Source organism: Phaeovulum sp. W22_SRMD_FR3 (genome assembly GCF_052113705.1).
Lineage (GTDB): Bacteria > Pseudomonadota > Alphaproteobacteria > Rhodobacterales > Rhodobacteraceae > JBGQOG01.
Map to the genome: position 1 here is coordinate 53,715 of NZ_JBGQOG010000015.1, position 19,230 is coordinate 72,944.

General features: G+C 65.4%; 16 protein-coding genes and 1 pseudogene. 3 read left to right on the top strand and 14 right to left on the bottom strand.

All coding sequences use genetic code 11. The features are described from left to right. Positions 1–78 precede the first annotated feature (78 nt). Together ACEN2S_RS16860 and ACEN2S_RS16865 are read right to left on the bottom strand one after the other, a co-directional pair. Positions 79–1,335, bottom strand: coding sequence for an N-acetylmuramoyl-L-alanine amidase (locus tag ACEN2S_RS16860; protein WP_441868027.1), 1,257 nt, complete (start codon positions 1,333–1,335; stop codon positions 79–81). Between the two features lie 220 nt (positions 1,336–1,555). Beyond that, the gene (locus tag ACEN2S_RS16865; RefSeq protein WP_441868029.1) at positions 1,556–2,227 is read right to left on the bottom strand and encodes a Crp/Fnr family transcriptional regulator; all 672 of its coding nucleotides are present in this window, start codon (positions 2,225–2,227) and stop codon (positions 1,556–1,558) included. A gap of 669 nt (positions 2,228–2,896) precedes the next feature. Here ACEN2S_RS16865 and ACEN2S_RS16870 point away from each other — a divergent pair. Together ACEN2S_RS16870 and ACEN2S_RS16875 are read left to right on the top strand one after the other, a co-directional pair. After that, positions 2,897–3,643 (top strand): DsbA family protein, encoded by a 747-nt coding sequence (locus ACEN2S_RS16870; protein ID WP_441868031.1) that lies wholly within the window; start codon positions 2,897–2,899, stop codon positions 3,641–3,643. 100 nt (positions 3,644–3,743) lie between these two features. Then, entirely contained in the window at positions 3,744–4,532 is a 789-nt protein-coding gene (locus ACEN2S_RS16875; RefSeq protein WP_441868033.1) for a transglutaminase-like domain-containing protein, read from the top strand. 74 nt (positions 4,533–4,606) lie between these two features. Here ACEN2S_RS16875 and ispG read toward each other — a convergent pair whose 3' ends face one another. The 3 genes from ispG to hemA form a co-directional block, all read right to left on the bottom strand. Continuing rightward, positions 4,607–5,770: a flavodoxin-dependent (E)-4-hydroxy-3-methylbut-2-enyl-diphosphate synthase gene (gene ispG / locus ACEN2S_RS16880; protein WP_441868035.1), complete on the bottom strand. Its 1,164-nt coding sequence runs from the start codon at positions 5,768–5,770 to the stop codon at positions 4,607–4,609. Between the two features lie 183 nt (positions 5,771–5,953). Continuing rightward, positions 5,954–7,153 (bottom strand): helix-turn-helix domain-containing protein, encoded by a 1,200-nt coding sequence (locus ACEN2S_RS16885; RefSeq protein ID WP_441868037.1) that lies wholly within the window; start codon positions 7,151–7,153, stop codon positions 5,954–5,956. Between the two features lie 105 nt (positions 7,154–7,258). Beyond that, on the bottom strand, positions 7,259–8,488 hold the full coding sequence (gene hemA / locus ACEN2S_RS16890; protein WP_441868039.1) for a 5-aminolevulinate synthase: 1,230 nt from the start codon (positions 8,486–8,488) through the stop codon (positions 7,259–7,261). A 367-nt stretch (positions 8,489–8,855) separates the two neighbouring features. Between hemA and ACEN2S_RS16895 the strand changes: the two genes are divergently transcribed. Further along, positions 8,856–10,241 (top strand): dipeptidase, encoded by a 1,386-nt coding sequence (locus tag ACEN2S_RS16895; protein WP_441868041.1) that lies wholly within the window; start codon positions 8,856–8,858, stop codon positions 10,239–10,241. 139 nt (positions 10,242–10,380) lie between these two features. On the opposite strand, the gene proB is transcribed toward ACEN2S_RS16895, so the two are convergent. The 9 genes and pseudogenes from proB to ACEN2S_RS16940 all read right to left on the bottom strand — a co-directional run bounded on the left by proB (position 10,381) and on the right by ACEN2S_RS16940 (position 19,102). Then, a complete protein-coding gene (gene proB / locus ACEN2S_RS16900; protein WP_441868144.1) occupies positions 10,381–11,499 on the bottom strand; it encodes a glutamate 5-kinase in 1,119 nt (372 codons plus the stop codon). 23 nt (positions 11,500–11,522) lie between these two features. Beyond that, a complete protein-coding gene (obgE, locus tag ACEN2S_RS16905; protein WP_441868043.1) occupies positions 11,523–12,548 on the bottom strand; it encodes a GTPase ObgE in 1,026 nt (341 codons plus the stop codon). A gap of 153 nt (positions 12,549–12,701) precedes the next feature. Further along, positions 12,702–13,727: a GNAT family N-acetyltransferase gene (locus ACEN2S_RS16910; RefSeq protein WP_441868045.1), complete on the bottom strand. Its 1,026-nt coding sequence runs from the start codon at positions 13,725–13,727 to the stop codon at positions 12,702–12,704. Positions 13,728–13,730: 3 nt separating this feature from the next. After that, complete coding sequence (locus ACEN2S_RS16915; RefSeq protein ID WP_441868047.1) at positions 13,731–14,270, bottom strand: GNAT family N-acetyltransferase; 540 nt, start codon at positions 14,268–14,270, stop codon at positions 13,731–13,733. A gap of 211 nt (positions 14,271–14,481) precedes the next feature. Continuing rightward, on the bottom strand, positions 14,482–14,751 hold the full coding sequence (rpmA, locus tag ACEN2S_RS16920; protein WP_441868049.1) for a 50S ribosomal protein L27: 270 nt from the start codon (positions 14,749–14,751) through the stop codon (positions 14,482–14,484). A gap of 84 nt (positions 14,752–14,835) precedes the next feature. Further along, positions 14,836–15,219 (bottom strand): annotated as a pseudogene (rplU, locus tag ACEN2S_RS16925) (50S ribosomal protein L21); the annotation flags it as partial. Between the two features lie 374 nt (positions 15,220–15,593). Continuing rightward, positions 15,594–16,727: an HlyD family secretion protein gene (locus ACEN2S_RS16930; RefSeq protein ID WP_441868051.1), complete on the bottom strand. Its 1,134-nt coding sequence runs from the start codon at positions 16,725–16,727 to the stop codon at positions 15,594–15,596. Positions 16,728–16,732: 5 nt separating this feature from the next. Then, positions 16,733–18,673: an MFS transporter gene (locus ACEN2S_RS16935; protein ID WP_441868053.1), complete on the bottom strand. Its 1,941-nt coding sequence runs from the start codon at positions 18,671–18,673 to the stop codon at positions 16,733–16,735. A 3-nt stretch (positions 18,674–18,676) separates the two neighbouring features. Further along, entirely contained in the window at positions 18,677–19,102 is a 426-nt protein-coding gene (locus ACEN2S_RS16940; protein ID WP_441868055.1) for a MarR family winged helix-turn-helix transcriptional regulator, read from the bottom strand. Between the last annotated feature and the right edge of the window lie 128 nt (positions 19,103–19,230).

Here is a 19,230-nt window from a genome sequence, read left to right on the forward strand (position 1 = left end):
CCGCCACCGCTCCCTTTCTTCTTGGCCCAAATACCTCGGGGGAGTCGCCGCCCCGGCGACGGGGGCAGCGCCCCCGCTTCATTGCCGCAACTTGCGCCCTTCGACAGCATCCGCCCCGGCCCAGCTGATCACCCCCTTGACGATGGCCGCCGACATCGCGCCGCGCCAGACCGGATCATTCAGCCGCGCCTGATCGGCGGGCGAGGACAAAAAGCCCAGTTCCAGCAGGATAGACGGAATATCTGCGGATTTCAGCACCGAGAACGCCGCCCCCTGCACCGGATGTTTGTGCATCGAGAGCCCCGCCCCCTTGATCGCATCGCGCAGAGAACCCGCGAGCCGGGTGCTGCGCGGCTGCGTCTCGGTCCGCGCCAGATCCATCAACACGCCCGCCACCTCGTCGTCGTGCCCTTCCAGATCCACCCCGGCCAAAAGATCCGCGCGGTCATGCCGCTCGGCCAGCTTCTCGCTGGCGGCATCCGAAGCCTTGTCATCCAGCAGATAGATCGTCGCCCCCGTCGCCTCACCCTCCGCCAAAGCATCGGCATGCAGCGACAGGAACAGATCCGCCCCCACCGCCCGCGCCACCGACATCCGGGTTTCCAGCGGCACGAACACATCCTCTTCCCGTGTCATGATCACCTTGATCCCGGCGCGGGTCATCTGCTCCTTGAGGTCGCGGGCAAAGGTCATCACCAGCACCGCCTCGCGCAGCACCCCCGCCTCCGCCCCCGGATCAATGCCGCCATGCCCGGGATCAAGCACGACAATCAGCGGCCGCGTGCCGTCCTGACGCGGATGCGTGCGCGCGACATCTGCCGGTTGCGGCAAATCCCACAGCGCCGATTGCGGTGTGCCCGCGCGGGTGGCGAAATCCACCGCATCCACGGGTTTCAGCGAAATCTCCAGCGCGGCGGGATCGGTGGTGCGTTCGGCCGCCCGGGTGATCGCATAGGGACCATCGAGTTCCGCCACCAGCCGTGACCAGCCGGGCCGGAATTTGCCCCAGCGCAATGCGGTGACGCCTTTCATCCCGGCGGCATTCACCAAAGCCTCGGGTGCTGCGGCGCCGAAATCCACCTCGCGGAAATCAACGACCAGACGGGGGGGCGAATCCAGCATGAACACCCGATAGGGTACCGGCTGCGACAGACCTAGGCTGAGAGTGAGTGCGCCCTCCGACAGGTGGATCGCGCTGCGTCCCGGCTCGTATTGGGCCAGTGCCGACAGGGGTTCGGCGCGCAGCGCGCCGGCACCAAAGGCCAGCCCCAGCCCCACCCCGCCTGCAAGCAGCCAAACAACCGCCGCGGCGCGGAACCTTGCGAATGCGTTCATACCATTTCCCCTTGTCCTGTGCCGCCGCTTCTAGCGCAGATGACCGGTGCTGGGAATGCCGCCGCCAATCGCAAAGCCCGCCTTAAATGCACCCCGTCTACACAACCTGTCTGCACGGCCCGTCACCGCCCCCCGTCGGCGAGGCCTGTCAGCGGGCCCCTGAACCCCGCCCGCCCAATCCGAACCGATGCTTCCCCCGAACCGATGCTTTCCCCGCGCGTCAGGAGAAATCCGACCGCCCCCGGGCCTCGAGCGCCTGCGGGTTCAGCACCCGGATCACGCCCTTGTTCACCTCAACGATGCCCGCATCGCGCAAGACCCCCAAGGTCCGGTTGACCGTTTGCCGCGAACAGCCCACCACGCCCGCCAGATAGGTCTGGCTTTGCTCAATCACCGGGCTGCGCTGTGACAGCTTGCGCAGATAACTGCAGATCCGCTGCTCCACGGGCTGCAACTGATCCACCGATTTATAGACATTCTCCCGCTGCATCCGCTCGCAAAACGCGGCCGTAAAATTGCTGATGAACTGCGGGATCAGCAGAAACTCAAAAATCTGCGCCGTCGGGCAAAACAGCAGCGTGGTGCCGGTCTTGGCGACACAATTGGCCACACAGCGCGTCCCCGCCACCGCCTCGGGTTCGCCGACAGTTTCCCCCGGCCCCGCGTGATGGATGATGGATTGCTGGCCCGTATCGGTCAGATAGCCAACCTCGATCAGGCCATGCGCCACCAGAAACAGCCCCGGCGAATGGTCCCCCTGCGTCAGAACCTGCTGGTCACGGTCGTAGACCCGGATGATGCTCCGATCGAGAAAGTCGTTTTTGGCGGCGTCGGTCAGCCCGTGCAACAGCCGACACTTCATCAATTGCGGATAACGGGTGGCGTTTTTCATCTAAGGGCACAGCGTCCTTTGGACCGTCTTGCCCTTCAACCTGAACGATCCGCGGATCAAACACAACTCCCCGCCGCATGGACAGTGCAAACCAAAAAACCCCGCATGCCCGGTTGGGGCAGCGGGGTGAAATTTGAACACAAACGGCGCCATACAAGCGGCCCCGCCAGAACCGACTGCACGGGCCCGGTTTCCCGGCCCCGTGCAGTAAAAAAGGAAATATTTACTGGACCAAATACATCATCTCACGGCGCGCCGGGATTGCTTGTCGCCGAGCCGACAGTGCGAGGGCATTGCCGCCGCCAACTCTCTAAAATTGTATAGACTTACGCCCTCTCTCCGCAGCGTTGCTCCCGCATTTGGGGTTCTGCCCGTCGAAAAAACAACCTGCGGCATGCCTTGCCCGCGCGCTCCAGGACGCACCAGCGCGGCCCCGGAATCGCGCTGATTCACAAATCAGCGATGCCCGCCCGTGCCGCTTGAGCCGAAGGCGCAGCGGGGCCATGCTCCGCCCATGAGATACGGGCAGCGGCACGCCGCCGATCACCGGCCCTCAACGGCCGCCGCGCTGTTTGAAGGGTTGCGCCCGCCGCCATCTGCCGCAATGCTGCGCGGCAGATTTACCAGCGAAACCGTGCGGGCCTGCCCGCCGCCGAGACAGGACAGACCATGATCCGGACCACCCTAGCCGCCTTTTTGGTCAGCGCCATGCAGGCCCTGCCCGCTTTGGCTTTCGATCCGGCCGCGATGAATGACGGCGAAAAAGATGCCTTTGGCCAGGCCGTGCGCGATTATCTGATGACGCATCCCGAAGTGCTGGTGGAGGCGATCAACGAGCTGGAGACGCGTCAGGCCAGCGCCGCGGCGCAAAACGATCAGTCGCTCGTCCAGGATAACAGCGCCGAGATCTTCTCGGACGGTCACTCCTGGGTCGGCGGCAATCCTGAGGGCGACATCACCGTCGTTGAATTCATGGACTACCGCTGCGGCTATTGCCGCAAGGCCTATCAGGAAGTCGAGGATCTGGTGTCTTCGGACGGCAACATCCGCTTCATCCTGAAGGAATTTCCGATTCTGGGGCCGCAATCGGACCTGTCCGCCCGCTATGCGATCGCGGTGCAGCAGCTGGAGGGCGATGAGGCCTACAAGAAAACCCATGATGCGCTGATCAACTTCCGCGGCGACATCACCAACGACAGCCTGTCGCGGATGGCAACCGATATGGGCTTTGACGCGGCAGCCGTGTTGAAACGCATGGGCGAGGATTCGGTGACCAATGTGCTTGCCGCCAACCATCAGCTGGCCGAAAAGCTGCGGATCTCGGGCACGCCGACCTTTGTGATGGGCGGTCAGATGGTGCGCGGCTATGTGCCGCTGGATGGGATGCGCCAGATCGTGACGCAAGAGCGCGGCTGACCCCGCGCCGGACCAGCCCTCCGCCGCGCGCCCGGTCCGCGGACCCCATGCGGCTGCTCTGCGCCTGTCAGAGCAGCCCGCCGCCCGCCCGCGTCCGCCCGTGCTGATCGAGATCACCACCCATCTCGATTACGGCTTTGACGGGCCGACGGATTGCCTCGTGCAGATGGAGGCGGCGCATCTGCCCGAGCAGCAGGTGCTCACCGCGCAGCTCCTGACCAACGCCCCCGAACAATTCCACCGCATCGCCCCCGAAGAAGGCATCGGCGAGCGGATCTGGACCCGCAATGCCGTGCGGCTCGATTGGTTCTACACCGCCCGCGTCGCGGTGGACCGCCCCGACCCCGAGATTGCCGCACGGGCGCAAGTGCCCGTGCATCTGCTGCCGGTTGAGGTCGTCAAATACCTCTTTGCCTCGCGCTACTGCCCGTCAGACCTGTTTCAGACCTTTGTGGCCGAGCAATTTGGCACCCTGACCGGCGGCGCGCGGGTGGCCGCGATGCGCGACTGGATTCAGCGCGCCTTTCGCTATGTGCCGGGGGCGAGCACCACGCTGACCACGGCGATGGACACTTTTGTCACCCGCGAAGGGATTTGCCGCGATTATGCGCATGTGCTGATCACCCTGTGCCGCGCCGCCGCGATTCCGGCGCGCATGGTCAGCGTCTATGCGCCGGGCGTGGCGCCGCAAGATTTTCACGCGGTGGTGGAGGTTTATCTGGAGGGCGGCTGGCATTTGACCGACCCCACCGGCATGGCACGCGCCGCGGAGATGGTGGTGATCTCGGTCGGGCGCGATGCCGCGGATGTGGCCTTCCTCACCAGCTTTGGCACCGCGCATCTTTGTCAGCAAAGCGTCCATCTGCGGCGGCTCGACAACGGGGCCTGACGCCCTGCCGCACTCCGGCGCTCACAACGCCCGCCCTGCCCTTCTTGCGGGCGAAAGCTGCCGCAGAGACGGCCTCACTCGGCCGCCGTGCCCGCCGCCGTCACCGCCCCGGCTGCCGCCTTTTCGGCGGCCTCTTTCGCCTCGATCTCTGCCGCGCGGGCCTCGACCAGCTCGACGATGTGATCGACCATCTTGTCGTTGGACAATTTGTGATCCTGTTTCCCGGCATTGTAGATCATGCCAGAGCCCGCCCCGCCGCCGGTGAAACCGATATCGGTCATCAGCGCCTCGCCCGGGCCATTCACCACACAGCCGATGATCGACAGCGACAGCGAGGTGGTCACATGCGCCAGCCGCTCTTCCAGCGTGGCCACGGTCTTGATCACGTCAAACCCCTGCCGCGCGCAGGAGGGGCAGGAGATGATCGTCACGCCCCGGTGCCGCAGGCCGAGCGATTTCAGGATCTCATAGCCCACCTTCACCTCTTCCACCGGATCGGCGGAGAGCGAGACGCGGATCGTGTCGCCGATCCCCATCCACAGAAGATTGCCAAGCCCGATGGCGGATTTGACGGTGCCCGACACCAGCCCCCCCGCCTCGGTGATGCCCAGATGGATCGGCGCATCCGTGACCTCGGCCAGCTGCTGATAGGCCGCGGCGGCCAGGAAAACGTCCGAGGCTTTCACCGAGATCTTGAATTCGTGGAAATCGTTGTCCTGCAACAGCTTGATGTGATCAAGGCCGCTTTCCACCATCGCTTCCGGGCAGGGCTCGGCGTATTTCTCGAGGAGATGCCGCTCCAGACTGCCCGCATTCACCCCGATGCGGATCGAGCAGCCATGGTCCTTGGCCGCGCGCACCACCTCGGCCACGCGCTTGGCGTCGCCGATATTGCCGGGATTGATGCGCAGACAGGCGGCGCCCGCCTCGGCGGCCTCGATCGCGCGTTTGTAGTGGAAATGGATGTCGGCCACGATCGGCACCGGGCTTTCGCGCACGATCTGGCGCAGGGCCGCGGTCGAGGCCTCATCCGGGGTCGAGACGCGGACGATGTCGGCGCCCACGGCAGCGGCGGCCTGGATCTGTGCCAGCGTCGCGCGCACATCCGAACTGTCGGTGTTGGTCATCGTCTGCACCGAGATCGGCGCATCGCCCCCCACCGGCACATTGCCCACCATGATCTGGCGCGACTTGCGGCGGTAGATGTTGCGCCAGGGACGGACATGATTGAGCGACATCGGGGAACACCTCATCAGAGCTTGCCCGCCAGAGATAGGACAGCCCGGCACGGGGCGCAACCGCCCGGCACCGCACAATCCCGCCAGCACAGCCACAGAATGGCAAAACGGCGCCCGAAGGGGCGCCGTTTACACTCTGTCATGCCGTCGGTCTTGTTCCGTGGTTCCCGGCGCGGTGCGGTCTTACTCCGTGGCTTCGGGCGCGGTGCCGTCCAGCGGTTCCGCCGCGGCCAGTGCCACGAAATGCGCCAGATCGGAATCCTTGCTCAGATCGGCCACCTGATATTTCTCGCGCAGCGCCACCGGCGACAGCTCGACATTCTTGACCACATTGGCGCCCGAGGCCGCCGGACCATAGGTTTCGCCGTTCACCGCGAAATAGACCGAGCCGGAATTGCCCGCCCGCAGAACCGGCGGCTCTTCGAGTTTCGGCAGCGCGAAACGCTCGCCCGCATCGAGGATCTTTTCAAAGATCACCGTGCCATCCTTGGCCTGAACCCGCACCCAGGCCGCCCGCACGGCCAACAGCTCAACCTCCGGCGCATCCGGGGCCACGGTGCGGACCACAGCGTTTTCCGGCGTGACAGCCGCCCCGGCATCGGCCACCTGCATCGGTGCCGCGGTGGTGTTGCCAAAGGTGCCGCCCGAGCGCGGGTCAATCGCCGAGATCGGCCCGTCACGCGCCACCAGCACCGGCACATCCAGCGCCTGCGGACGGTAGAGACGGTCCAGCCCTTCCGGCGCGGTCAGCTGCGGCAAAGCGTCAGGATCGGCGCCCGCCATCATCGTTTGCGCATTCTCCACCGGGTCCAGCTCGGTCACCACACCGGGGGCCTGATCCACCGGCGCCAGCTGCACGCGCTGCACTTCCTGCAACACCGTCCACCCACCATAGCCCAGGCCGCCCAGCATCAGCGCCAGCACGAAGACCGAGCCGAGCGCGCGCGGCTCGAACTTGGTCCAGAACCCTTCCGGGCGCGGCACGAAGATCGCATTGGGATTGGCCAGAGCCTCGACCGGATCGGCGGGGCGGCGCTGCGGTTTCGGCCCCGACGCGGCCGCCGACATCCCATGCGTCGGCATGAAACCGGATTCGATGCAGAACCGCTCAAAGGTCGTGTCGGGGTCCATGCCAAGATAGCGTGCATAAGAACGCACATAGCCCGCGATAAAGCCCGGGGTTTCAAAGGCAGAGGCATCGGTGTTTTCGATGGCGGCGATATAGCTGGCCTTGATGCGCAACTCTCGTTGCACGTCGAGAAGGGATTTCGACAGAGTCGCGCGCTCTCCGCGCATCATGTCTCCCAACCGCAGTTCGAAATCGTCAAAGCCTTTCGGCTTGTCAAATTCCACCGCCGAAGGATTGCCCTTCCGCCCGATCATGCGCTGCCCCTGTCCCCAAAATGTCGCCGATTCGAGTCGGCGACGTACCGACTTCTTGAGATTTTATTATCACAGCAGCGCGAGCCGTGCATCCGCAGAAAAGGCTCAGGCGCTGAGTTCGGCGCGATTCAGCGCACAGCGCGACCACAGGGTATCCATGGCGCGCACAAGTCCATCAATCTGCCCCAGATCGTGCACCGGTGAGGGGGTAAAGCGCAGACGCTCGGTCCCGCGCGGCACGGTGGGGAAGTTGATCGGCTGCACATAGACCCCGAATTCATCGAGCAACATGTCCGACAGCGCCTTGCAATGCACCGGATGGCCGACATGCACCGGCACGATATGGCTGCCATGGTCGATGATCGGCATCCCCAGGGCCTTCAGCCGCATTTTCAGCACGCGGGCATGGAGCTGTTGCGCATCGCGCAGTTTCTGCCCCTCTGCCGTCTTCAGAAAAGCAATCGCCGCCGCCGCGCCCGCCGCCACGGCCGGCGGCAGCGAGGTGGTAAAGATGAAGCCCGGCGCATAAGAGCGCACCGCATCCACCATCCGCGCCGATGCCGCGATATAGCCGCCAAAGACGCCGAAGGCCTTGCCCAGCGTGCCGTTGAAAATGTCGATCCGGCCCATCAGCCCGTCGCGCTCGGCGACGCCGCCACCGCGCGGGCCATACATGCCCACCGCATGCACTTCGTCGAGATAGGTCAGCGCGCCAAATTCCTCGGCCAGATCGCAGAAGCCTGCGATGGGACCAAAATCGCCGTCCATCGAATAGATGGATTCGAACGCAATGAGTTTCGGCGCCGCCGGGTCATCGGCCGCCAGCAATTCCCGCAGATGCGCGAGGTCGTTATGGCGGAAAATCCGCTTTTCGCCGCCGCCGCGCCGGATCCCTTCGATCATCGAGGCATGGTTCAGCGCGTCGGAATAGATGATCAGCCCGGGGAACAAGAGCCGCAGGGTGCTCAGCGTCGCATCATTGGCGATATAGGCCGACGAAAAGACGAGCGCCGCTTCCTTGCCGTGCAGATCGGCAATCTCGGCCTCCAGCTGTTTGTGATAGGCGGTGGTGCCGGAAATATTCCGCGTCCCGCCCGAACCGGCGCCAACGGCGTCCAGCGCCTCATGCATCGCACCGAGCACGACGGGATGTTGCCCCATGCCCAGATAATCATTGCCACACCAGACCGTGATGTCCTGCTTGCGGCCATCGGGACGGTTCCAGACGGCCTTGGGAAAGGCCCCCTTCTCACGCTCGATATCGATAAAGGTGCGGTAGCGCCCTTCGTCGTGCAACCGTTGGATCGCCTGATCGAGTGCCTGAGTATAGTCCATGTCCGTATCCCTTGCCGTTCGCTGGGGAGAGCCCTAAGGCAGATATGCCCGACAGACCTTGATAAAGATCAAATACAGCTTTTGATCCGGCCCGACGGTTTGCGGGGTCCGACATAAAGGTTTTTCCCACTGGGTCAATTGCAGCCTTTGCCGCACCCCCCTGCAGGAACGGCAACCCTGCCCTGCGCGGAACGCCGGGGCTGCCCCGCCCAGCCACAACAGCCTTCCGGCACCCGGCCCCTCCGGCTCCCCCCTCGCGGCACCCGGCACCGGCCCGCGCGCGGGCCCTTCCCCGGCGGCAGGCGGGCGATGGCTGGACAGTCGCGCCCCCCCTGCTAGTCTGCCCGCAACCGCAAGGAGCTGACCGATGACCCTGACCGCTGACATCACCCCCGTCCTCGACACGATCGACGCCGACCTGCCGCAAGCGCTTGAGCGGCTCATGGCACTGCTGCGCATCCCCTCGATTTCGACCGACCCGGCCTATAAGGCCGATTGCGCCCGCGCCGCCGATTGGCTGGTGGCCGAACTGACCGATCTCGGCTTTACCGCCTCAACGCGCGCAACCCCCGGCCATCCGATGGTGGTGGCGCGGCACGAAGCCCCCGGCAAACACATCCTGTTCTACGGCCATTATGACGTGCAGCCGGTGGATCCGCTGAGCCTGTGGGACCGCGACCCGTTCGACCCTGAGATCCAGGAGACCCCGAAGGGCAAGGTGATCCGCGCCCGCGGTGCCAGCGACGACAAGGGCCAGCTGATGACCTTTCTCGAAGCCTGCCGCGCTTACAAGGCGGTCACCGGCAGCCTGCCCGGCAACCTCACGATCTTTCTGGAAGGCGAAGAAGAGAGCGGCTCTCCCTCGCTGGTGCCCTTCATGCAAGAAAACGCGCCCGAGCTTTCCGCCGATCTGGCACTGATCTGCGACACCGGCCTTTTCGCCGACAAACAACCCGCCATCGTCACCATGCTGCGCGGGCTTCTGGGCGAGGAAATCACCCTCAAAGGGCCGAACAAGGACCTGCATTCGGGCATGTATGGCGGTGCGGCGATCAACCCGATCCGGGTGCTCTCGCGCATCATCGCGGGCCTGCACGACGACAGCGGCCGCATCACCGTGCCGGGCTTTTACGACGGCGTCGAGGAACTCTCCGAGGACATGCGCGCGCAATGGCAGGCGCTCGCCTTCGATCACGCGCATTTCCTCGGCGAGGTGGGCCTTTCGGTCCCCGCGGGCGAACAGGACCGCACGCCGCTGGAAATGATCTGGTCGCGCCCGACCTGCGAAGTGAACGGCATCTGGGGCGGCTATACCGGCGACGGGTTCAAGACCGTGCTGCCCTCAGAAGCCCATGCCAAGATCAGCTTCCGCCTCGTCCCCGGCCAAAACCCCGATGCGATCCGCGAGGCCTTCCGCGCACAGATCACCGCGCAACTGCCCGCCGATTGCAGCGTCAGCTTCCACGGCCACGGCGCCAGCCGCGCGGGACAGATGAGCGTCACGGACCCGGCCTTTGAAGCGGCACGCGGCGCGCTCAGCGAAGAATGGGGCCTGCCCGCCGCCTTCGTCGGCTGCGGCGGCTCAATCCCGATCGCGGGACATTTCAAAACCGTCCTGAACATGGATGCGATGCTGATCGGCTTTGGCAAGGATGACGATCAGATCCATTCGCCGAATGAGAAATACGATGTGGAGAGCTTCCACAAAGGCATCCGCAGCTGGGCGCGTGTCCTCAACCGCATCGCGGGCTGAACCCGCCGGGGGCTTCGCGCCCCCGGACCCCCGCGGGATATTTTTAACGAAGCAAGCCCAAAGTCCGCGTCATCCCATTGCTTCGTGGAAAATATCCCGGGGGGCGCCGAAGGCGGGGGGCAGCGCCCCCCTCTTTTCGTCAGATGACCATATCATCCCGGTGGATCAGCGCCGCCCGGCCCGGATAGCCGAGCAGTGCCTCAATCTCACCGGATTTATGCCCGGCGATCACCCGGGCCTCAGAAACCGTATAGCGCACCAGTCCCTTGCCAAGCTCTGCCCCATCCGGCGCCTTGATCGAGACCGGATCCCCGCGGCCAAAGCTGCCCGCCACGCGCGTAACTCCGGCGGGCAGGAGAGATTTTCCGGCGTTGAGCGCACCCACCGCCCCCGCATCCACCCAGATCTCGCCGCGCGGTTTCATCGCGGCGATCCAGCGTTTGCGGGCCGCCTGCGGGTCGCCTTCGGGCAGGAACCAGGTGCAATTGGCGCCCGATTCCAGCGCGCTCAGCGGTTGCAGCGCCGAGCCCTCCATGATCGCCATCGCGCAACCGCCCGCGACGGCGGTTTTCGCGGCCAAAAGCTTGGTCTTCATCCCGCCCTTCGAGAGGCCGGAGATCGGGTCGCCCGCCATCGCCTCGATCTCGGGGGTGATGTGCTCGACCAGTTCAAAGCGGATCGCGGTGGGGTCGGTTTTCGGATTGGCGGAATAGAACCCGTCCACATCCGACAACAGGATCAACTGATCCGCACCGATGGTCACCGCGATCTGCGCCGCCAGCCGGTCGTTGTCGCCAAAGCGGATCTCATCCGTCGCCACGGTGTCATTCTCGTTGACGATCGGCACCACGCCAAGGCCCAGCAGCGTCTCCATCGTGGCACGGCTGTTCAGATAGCGGCGGCGGTCCTCGGTATCTTCCAGCGTCACCAGCACCTGTCCGGTGGTCACCCCATGCGGCGCCAGCACTTCCTCATAGGCGCGCGCGAGGCGGATCTGCCCCACCGCCGCCGCCGCCTGGCTCTGCTCCAGCGGCAGCGCCGCTTGCGGCAGGCCGAGCACCCGGCGCCCGAGCGCGATGGAACCCGAGGAGACGAGGATCACATCCGCCCCCCCCGCCCGCATCCGCGCCACATCCTGCGCCAGCGCCTTCAGCCAGTCGATCTTCAGCCCCTCGGGGCCGACGAGCAGCGCCGAGCCGATCTTGATCACGATCCGCCGCGCCTGCGCGACCGAGGGTTTTTGCGCGCGCGCGGCCACTGTTGTCGTCAGATCAACGTCGCTCAGGGCTGCCAAGGCGCATCCTCCACGACCGGCCCCTTATCTTGCTGGATCTCGGCCCAGATCGCGCGCAGCACATCCGTCACGCCCTGTTTCGATACGCCCGACATCAGGAACACCGGGCCGCCCACCGCCTTTTCAAGGCTGCGTTTGCGGCTGGCGAGGGTTTTCGCATCCAGCGCGTCGATCTTGTTCAGCGCGGTGATCCGCGGCTTGTCGGCGAGATCGGGCGAATAGGCCTCAAGCTCGGTGATGATCGTGCGATAATCCTTGGTGATCGTCGACGATGTACCATCGACCAGATGCAACAGCACCGAGCAGCGCTCGACATGGCCGAGGAAGAGATCGCCAAGGCCGCGGCCTTCGGACGCGCCTTCGATCAGACCCGGAATATCCGCCATCACGAATTCCTTGCCATCCACCCCCACCACGCCAAGGTTGGGGAAGAGGGTGGTGAACGGGTAATCGGCGATTTTCGGGCGGGCATTCGACACCGCCGAAAGGAAGGTGGATTTCCCGGCGTTCGGCAGACCCAGCAGCCCGGCATCGGCGATCAGCTTCAGCCGCAGCCAGATGGTGCGCTCGACCCCCTCTTGCCCCGGATTGGCCCGGTTCGGCGCGCGGTTGGTCGCCGATTTGAAATGCAGGTTGCCAAAGCCGCCATTGCCGCCCTTGGCCAGCAGCACGCGCTGCCCCACCACGGTCAGATCGGCGATCACGGTCTCTTCGTCTTCGTCGATGATCTCGGTGCCGACCGGCACCCGCAACAGCACATCATCGCCGTTGCGCCCCGTGCATTGGCTGCCCATGCCGTGCTGGCCATTGTTGGCAAAGAAATGCTGCTGATAGCGGAAATCGATCAGCGTGTTCAGCCCCTCAATCGCCTCGACCCAGACCGAGCCGCCATTGCCGCCGTCGCCGCCATCCGGGCCGCCGAATTCAATGAACTTCTCGCGCCGGAACGAGACGCAGCCGCCACCGCCCGCGCCGGAGCGGATATAGACTTTGGCAAGATCGAGAAATTTCATCGGACGGACTTTCACTGGTTTCGGCCCCTGCGATAGAGGCAGATGCGATTTTATTCAAGGGTGGTTGGGGTTCCCCGCGCGCAGAGCCGGTTTGCATTCACGCAGGGCTGCACAACTCTGGCACGTCGGGCGGCATTGCAGACGCCCCGGTGGTCAGCCTTCCGGCGGCGTCAGACGCTCGTAATGCCAGAGCGGGCTGAGGCCCTCGCGCTGCTCAGAGGCGCCCATGCCGGTGCCGGTCTGACGAAAGCCCGCCTTTTCCAGCACCCGCGCCGAGCCGGGATTGTCGGTGAACACCTCGGCGGTCAGTCGCGGCAGCCCGAAATAGCGGGTCACCTGACGGGAAAAGTCCGCGACCACCTCCGAGGCGAAACCCTGCCCCGCCTGTTCGGGCGCAAGGAAATAGAAAATCTCCGGGCTGTCCAGCGCGGCAAGTCCAATGGTGCCGATGAGCGCGCCCACCGCATCGCCCTTCAGCCGGATCCCCAGCCGGAAGGGCGGCGTACCGGTCCAGGCGCAGCCCGCCACGAATTCCTGCGCCGCCGTCAGGCTCCAGTCGGCGGGAAAGCGAAAGAGCATCCGCCCCACCTCGGGCCGGGTCACCAGCGCGTGGAACGGGGCGGCATCGGCGGCGGTCAGCGGATCGAGGCGCAGCCGGGCGGTCTCGATCACCAAAGGCTGCGCGGCGGCAAAGGCCATCCGCGACAGCGCCATCCGCTGCACCGGCACCTCCGCCCCCCGCGCCTCGGCAAAGACGGTATCTTTGCGGGTCGGCACAAAGCCCAAGCCGGTCAGCACCTCGGCAGAGGCAGCATTGCCGAGCATGTAATAACTCTCCACCGTTTCCGCCCCGGGGTCGGCGAAATGCGCGGCGAGCACCGCGCGGGCGGCCTCGGCGCTGTAGCCCTGCCCGCGCGCGGCGGGAGCCAGCCAATAGCCCAGAGCGGGTTCAAGGCTGATCAGGCCCAGACAGACGCCAGCGCGGGTGATCATCCAGTGATTCCCCGGGCGGCAAAGCTGCAAAAGCGCCGCGAAATCAGCTTGGGTATAGGGATGCGGAATCGGGCGCAGCCATTGCGCGGTGTCATAATCGCCAAGCGCGGCGATCACCGCCCCGGCATCCCCGGCCTCGATCGGGCGCAGGGTCAGCCGCGCCGTGGTCAAAACGGCGCGGCGCATCGCTCAGGCCATCTTCTTGAGATAGGTCCAGGTCGGCACCCGCGCGCCACGCGCGACAGACCAGCTCTCGGCATCACCCAGATATTCAAAGCCGCTGTTGCTCAGCACCCGGGCCGAGCCCGGATTGTCCTGAAACACCTCGGCGAACAGCGTGCGCGCCTGATGCGGATTGGCCGCCACCAGCGCCGCCACGGCTTCCGAAGCGAAACCGGTGTTCCAGAACCCCGAGCCCACCCAATAGCCGACCTCGGACTGACCATCCTCCAAATGCGTCAGCGAGACCACGCCCAGCACTTCGGCCAGGCCATGCGCCGAGCCGTCCAGCGCCCAGACGTCTTCCTCATGTTTGGGCGACATCGCGCGCGCCACATAGGCCTCGGTCGCGCCGGGCGGCAAAGGATGCGGGATCGCCCGCGTCCCCTCGGCCAGACGGCGGTCGGCGGTGTACATGGCGATCAGACCGGCATCCGATTTGCGCAAGGGGCGCAGCACGAAACGCTCGGCCTCAATGGTCGGCAGCGTCGTGATCATATCCTGGATCATGCCTTTCCTCCTCTGAAACGCATGTGCAGCACTGGGCTGCATCTTTAACAGTCAAATGGGGCCACAGGGTGACAACACCAAGACAGCCCGGAAAAATTACACCTTTGTTTCCCGCCCCCTGCCCGGTCCCGGCAGGACCATGACGCAGAAATGAGAAAGGGGACCGGCCTTCCGGCCGATCCCCCTATAGTCGATTTGGGTTACGGTCGGCTTACTCAGCCGCTTCCGCGACCGGAAGGACCGAAATGAAGGTGCGCCCCTTGAGGCCCTTCTTGAAGGTCACGCGGCCTTCGGTGACGGCGAAGATCGTGTGGTCACGACCCATGCCGACGCCGGTGCCCGGGTACCAGGTGGTGCCGCGCTGACGCACGATGATACCACCCGGAACCACAGCCTGACCGCCGTAGAGTTTCACGCCCAGACGACGGCCCGCGGAGTCGCGGCCGTTGCGCGAAGAGCCGCCTGCTTTTTTGTGTGCCATGAGGGATTACTCCTGAGCTTCGGCTGCGACTTTTTTCGCAGCGCGCTTCGGTTTTGCCGGGGCTTCAACCGGAGCCGGAGCTTCGGCAGCGCCATGGGCAACGCGACGGGCCACGGCGGTGCCGATGGCTTCTTTCACGCCGGTGGCGTCAGCGCCCGAAGCCAGAACTTCGGTGATGCGCAGCAGCGTCAGTTTCTGACGGTGACCACGGGTCCGCTGCGAGGAGTGCTTCCGGCGGCGTTTGTGGAAGGTGATGACCTTGTCGGCCTTGATCGTGTCGATGACGTCGGCTTGCACCGCAGCACCGGCCACGAGGGGCGCGCCAACGGTCAGCGTTTCACCGCCCACCATCAGGATGTCGTTGAACTGGACTTTGTCGCCAGCAGCAGCATTCAGCAATTCCACGCGCAGCACGTCACCCGCCTGCACTTTGTATTGCTTGCCGCCCGTTTTGAGGACCGCGAACATGGGTCTATCCTTCATATTACCCGCGTCCTGCGGTCCCTGTTGCCAGGTGTTCCGGGGTTGCCCCCACCTTCGGACTGCGCGCCCGGTCAAGGGCGATATTGAAAACAAAAACCCGGCGGAAAGCGGACTTTCCCCCGGATGCGCGGCTTATCGGGGAAAGACCGCCGCCTGTCAAGGCAAAAGCTCCCGGCGCGCAGGCCCGATGAGATCATGTGCCGTGCCGCAGCGGTTGCACGTCGCCTCCGGCATCCTTCAGCGCAAAACCAGCGGCCCGCCACCGCGCAGAACACCATTTCCTGCCAGCAGTATCTGCTCCCAGCCCACTCCCGTGCTCCGGGGTCAGTTCCAGGGTCAGTTCCGGGCGGTCAGGCCCTTCAGGGTTGTGCGGGGGCCTTGGCGACGGGTGCGGCCCCGGCCGCCGCCGGACCGGAAGCCTCTGGCACCGCGCCGGGCACCCCATCCGGCACCGCGCCCGGCAGATAATCGGATTTGGCAATGCTCACCACCACCGACATCCCCGGCGTCAGCCATTCCGCCATCTCCTGTTCCGGATCCACCGAGATCCGCACCGGCAGCCGCTGCGCGATCTTGGTGAAGTTGCCGCTGGCGCTGGCGGAACCGAGCAGGCTGAACTCCGACCCCATCGCGGGCGAGAACCGCGCCAGATGCCCGTTGAAACGCTGACCTTTCAGCGCGTCCACGGTAAAGCTGACCGCCTGCCCCGGCTGCATGCCGTAAAGCTGGGTCTCCTTGAAATTCGCGATCACCCAGACATCCTGCGGCACCAGCGACACGAGGGCCGACCCCGCGTTGACATATTGGCCGACCCGCGCGCCCACCTCGCCCAGCCGGCCTGCGGTTGGCGCGCTGACCAGCGTGTTGTCCAGATCGATCTGCGCCAGTTGCAGCGCCGCCTCGGCCGCGCCCACCGCCGCCTCAAGCGAGTGGCGCGAGACCTCCACCGATTTCACATCCTCGCGCGCCACATCAAGCTGGCTGTTCGCCTGCGACACCGCCGCCCGCGCCTGATCGAGGCTGAGCTGCGCCTGCTCGCTTGATGAGGTCGAAACCACCCCCTGATCCGCCAGCGCGGCATTGCGGTCAAAAGCGGATTGCGCGGTGGTCAGCGCCGCCTCGGCCGCCTGCAGCGCCGAAGACCGCAGCCGCACCGTCGCCTCGGCCACATTCTTCGACTGATCGGCATTGGCCAGCGCCGCCTTCGCCCCCTCCAGCTGGCTGCCCGCCTGCGCCACCTTCTGACGGTAGCTGCGGTCATCGAGGCGGAACAGCGGCTGCCCCTCGGTCACGCTGTCGTAATCCTGCACCAGAACCTCGGCCACATGCCCCGACAGAACCGGCGAGATGCTGGTCACCTTGCCGCGCACATAGGCGTTTTCGGTGATGGCGACGCCGCTGGCAAAGGGCGGCAGCTGCCATGTGTAGAGCAAGACCCCGACCCCGGTCAGGGCAACGAGGATGGCGATGAGAGTGGGGAGCAGTTTTTTCATATCATTCACGCAGCTTGGAGGGAGGAGGTCGTGCGGCGGGACCAGGCCCAGCGCAGGAAGAGATGCAGCAGAAGAACGCCCAGCGCCGCCAGCGCCAGCCCGGAAATCAGCCGGAAGGCATCGTTATAGGCCATCACATAGGCCTGACTTGCGGTGTCGCTGGCGAGGGAACTGACCGCCTGCGCCTTGCGGAGCGCGGCATCGGGGATCTGGCCGGCCAATTGCCCGCTGAGTGCTGTGATCCGCGCCACCAGCAGCGGGTCGGTCGGCTGCAGCCCATCGGTCAACAACCCCAGATGCAGCCTTTCGCGGATCTGGATGAAGCTCGAGAAAGCCGCCGAGCCCAGCGCGCCGCCGATGTTCTGGGTGGTCAGAAAGACGATGATGAAACTCAGGATATAATTCGGCCCCTTGGCCAGCGCGCTCATCAGCCCGGTCATCATGGCGGGCGGCAGAAAGAGGGCGGCGGCGAAGGCAATCACCCCCTGCGTCAGATACATCTGTTCGGGCCGCGTCAGCACGGTGGCATGGCTGTCGGCATAGGCACCGCCCGCGATCAGCACCAGGGCCAGGATGTGCAGCGCCCCTTCGCGCCCCGGCTTCATCACCAGCGCGCAGAACAGGCCCCCTGCCAGCGTCGCGGCAATGATCACCCCGAAGAGCGGCTGCATTTCCTGCGGCGAGAGGCCCAGCTGACGAAACAGCCCCGGCGCGCCCGAGGTCTGCTCGGACAGAATGAGGCGGAACACCAGCAGCGCCCCGGTGAAATGCACGATGGCGGGCGAGGCGATCCAGCGCACATCAATCAGCGGTTCGGCCCGGTGCCATTCGATCGTCGCCGCCGCGACCAGTGCCGCAAAGGACACCGCCAGCAGCACCCCGATCCACGAAGCCTCCAGCCACCAGTAGCTGGCCCCTTCCAGAAAGGCGACGGTCAGCCCGCCCATGCCGATGGCGATCAACCCATAGCTGACCAGATCCAGCAGGCTGATCACCTTGGCGCGCGGCGGCGAGGTCAGCGGCAGCCGCATCACCATCGCCATGCCCGGCAAGGCAAGGCCAAGACTGAGATAGGTCAGCACATGCGGCAGGCCGCTGTCGATCAGCCCCGGCGAGATGAACCGCGCCAGCGGCGATCCCAGCGTGATCAGCGTCAGCGAAATCACCAGCCCAAAGGTCAGTTTGCGCTGCGGCGGGAAGGCCTCAAGGCAATAGAGGAACGCCAGCGACGACATCGGCGCGGCGGCAATCCCCGAGATGAACTCCACGGTGATCGCCGAGGGCAGATCGTGCACCATCAGACTGAGCAGCAGCGCCAGCACATAGGCGACCACGCTGACCTCGGCAAAATTGCGCAGGCCATACTGCGTGCGAATCTTGATCAGCAAGAGCGACAGCGAGGCGCGCGGCGCCATATAGGCCGCCACCAGCCATGAGGCCTCGATCTGCGTGCCGCCGATCTGGCCACTGACATAGGGGATGTTGGCCGCGATCAGGCTGGAGCCCAGCGCCTGCGTCACCGCGATCAGCATTCCCGCCAGCAGATAGGCCGCCGCCCGCGCGGGGGGATGCGGCACGGGCGCGGCAGGGGCCTGAGGCGCTTGTGGCTGTTCTGTCGCGCCGTCGGTCTCGCCACCTGCCTCCGGCGCGGGTGCCGGAAGGCTCTGCCGCGCATCGGCTTGCGCCCGCGGGTGCGGATCTGCGGCTTTCGGCTCCGGCCTCCGGTCCCTCGGCACGGTGGCCTCGCGCACCGGCACTGGCGCGCGGTCGGGATCAGAGGCCGGAGCCGCATCCGTCAGCGGCGCCCCTTGCCCGGTCAGGCCCTGCCCTGCAGAGCTGTCGGCAGACTGCAACGCAACGTGGCCCTCCGACCCCGCGTCGGCCGCGACGGCAGCCGCGGGTGCCGCCTCTGCCTGCGTGGTCCGGATGTCTTGATCCGCCCGCATGGCTCAGTCCCCCAGCTTGCTCAGGATACGGTCGAGAAGCCGCGTCCCGGCCTGAACATCAGCCGGATCGACATCGGCAAAGATCTCTGCCGCCAGTTTTTCCAGAAAGCCGACGATATCGCCTGCTTCGGCCTGCGCGCGCGCGGTCAGGAAGATCCCATTGGCGCGCCGATCCCCTTCCACCGCACAGCGCTGCACAAAGCCGCCCGCCTCCAGACCGTCCAGAAGGCGCTTCACCGAGGGGGTCTCAATCTCCAGATGCCGGGCAAGCTCGGTCTGTGTCACCCCCGGCGTCCGCGCCACCTGCGAGATCACCCGCGCACGGCTCATCGTCAGGCCCAGCGCCTGCGCCTTGTCGTCATAATGACGGCGCAACAGCTGGTTCACCCGGATCAGCGTCCGCAGGAAATGTTGCTCTGTCGTTTCCATCATCCAAACCATTAGCGTGCTAACTATTAGGATGCTAATATATGCCGAACGCACAACACGTCCAGATCCGATGCAGGCTTTTCCTGCACAGAGCGCCCTGCCGAAATGCGAAAAGGCCCCGCATCAAT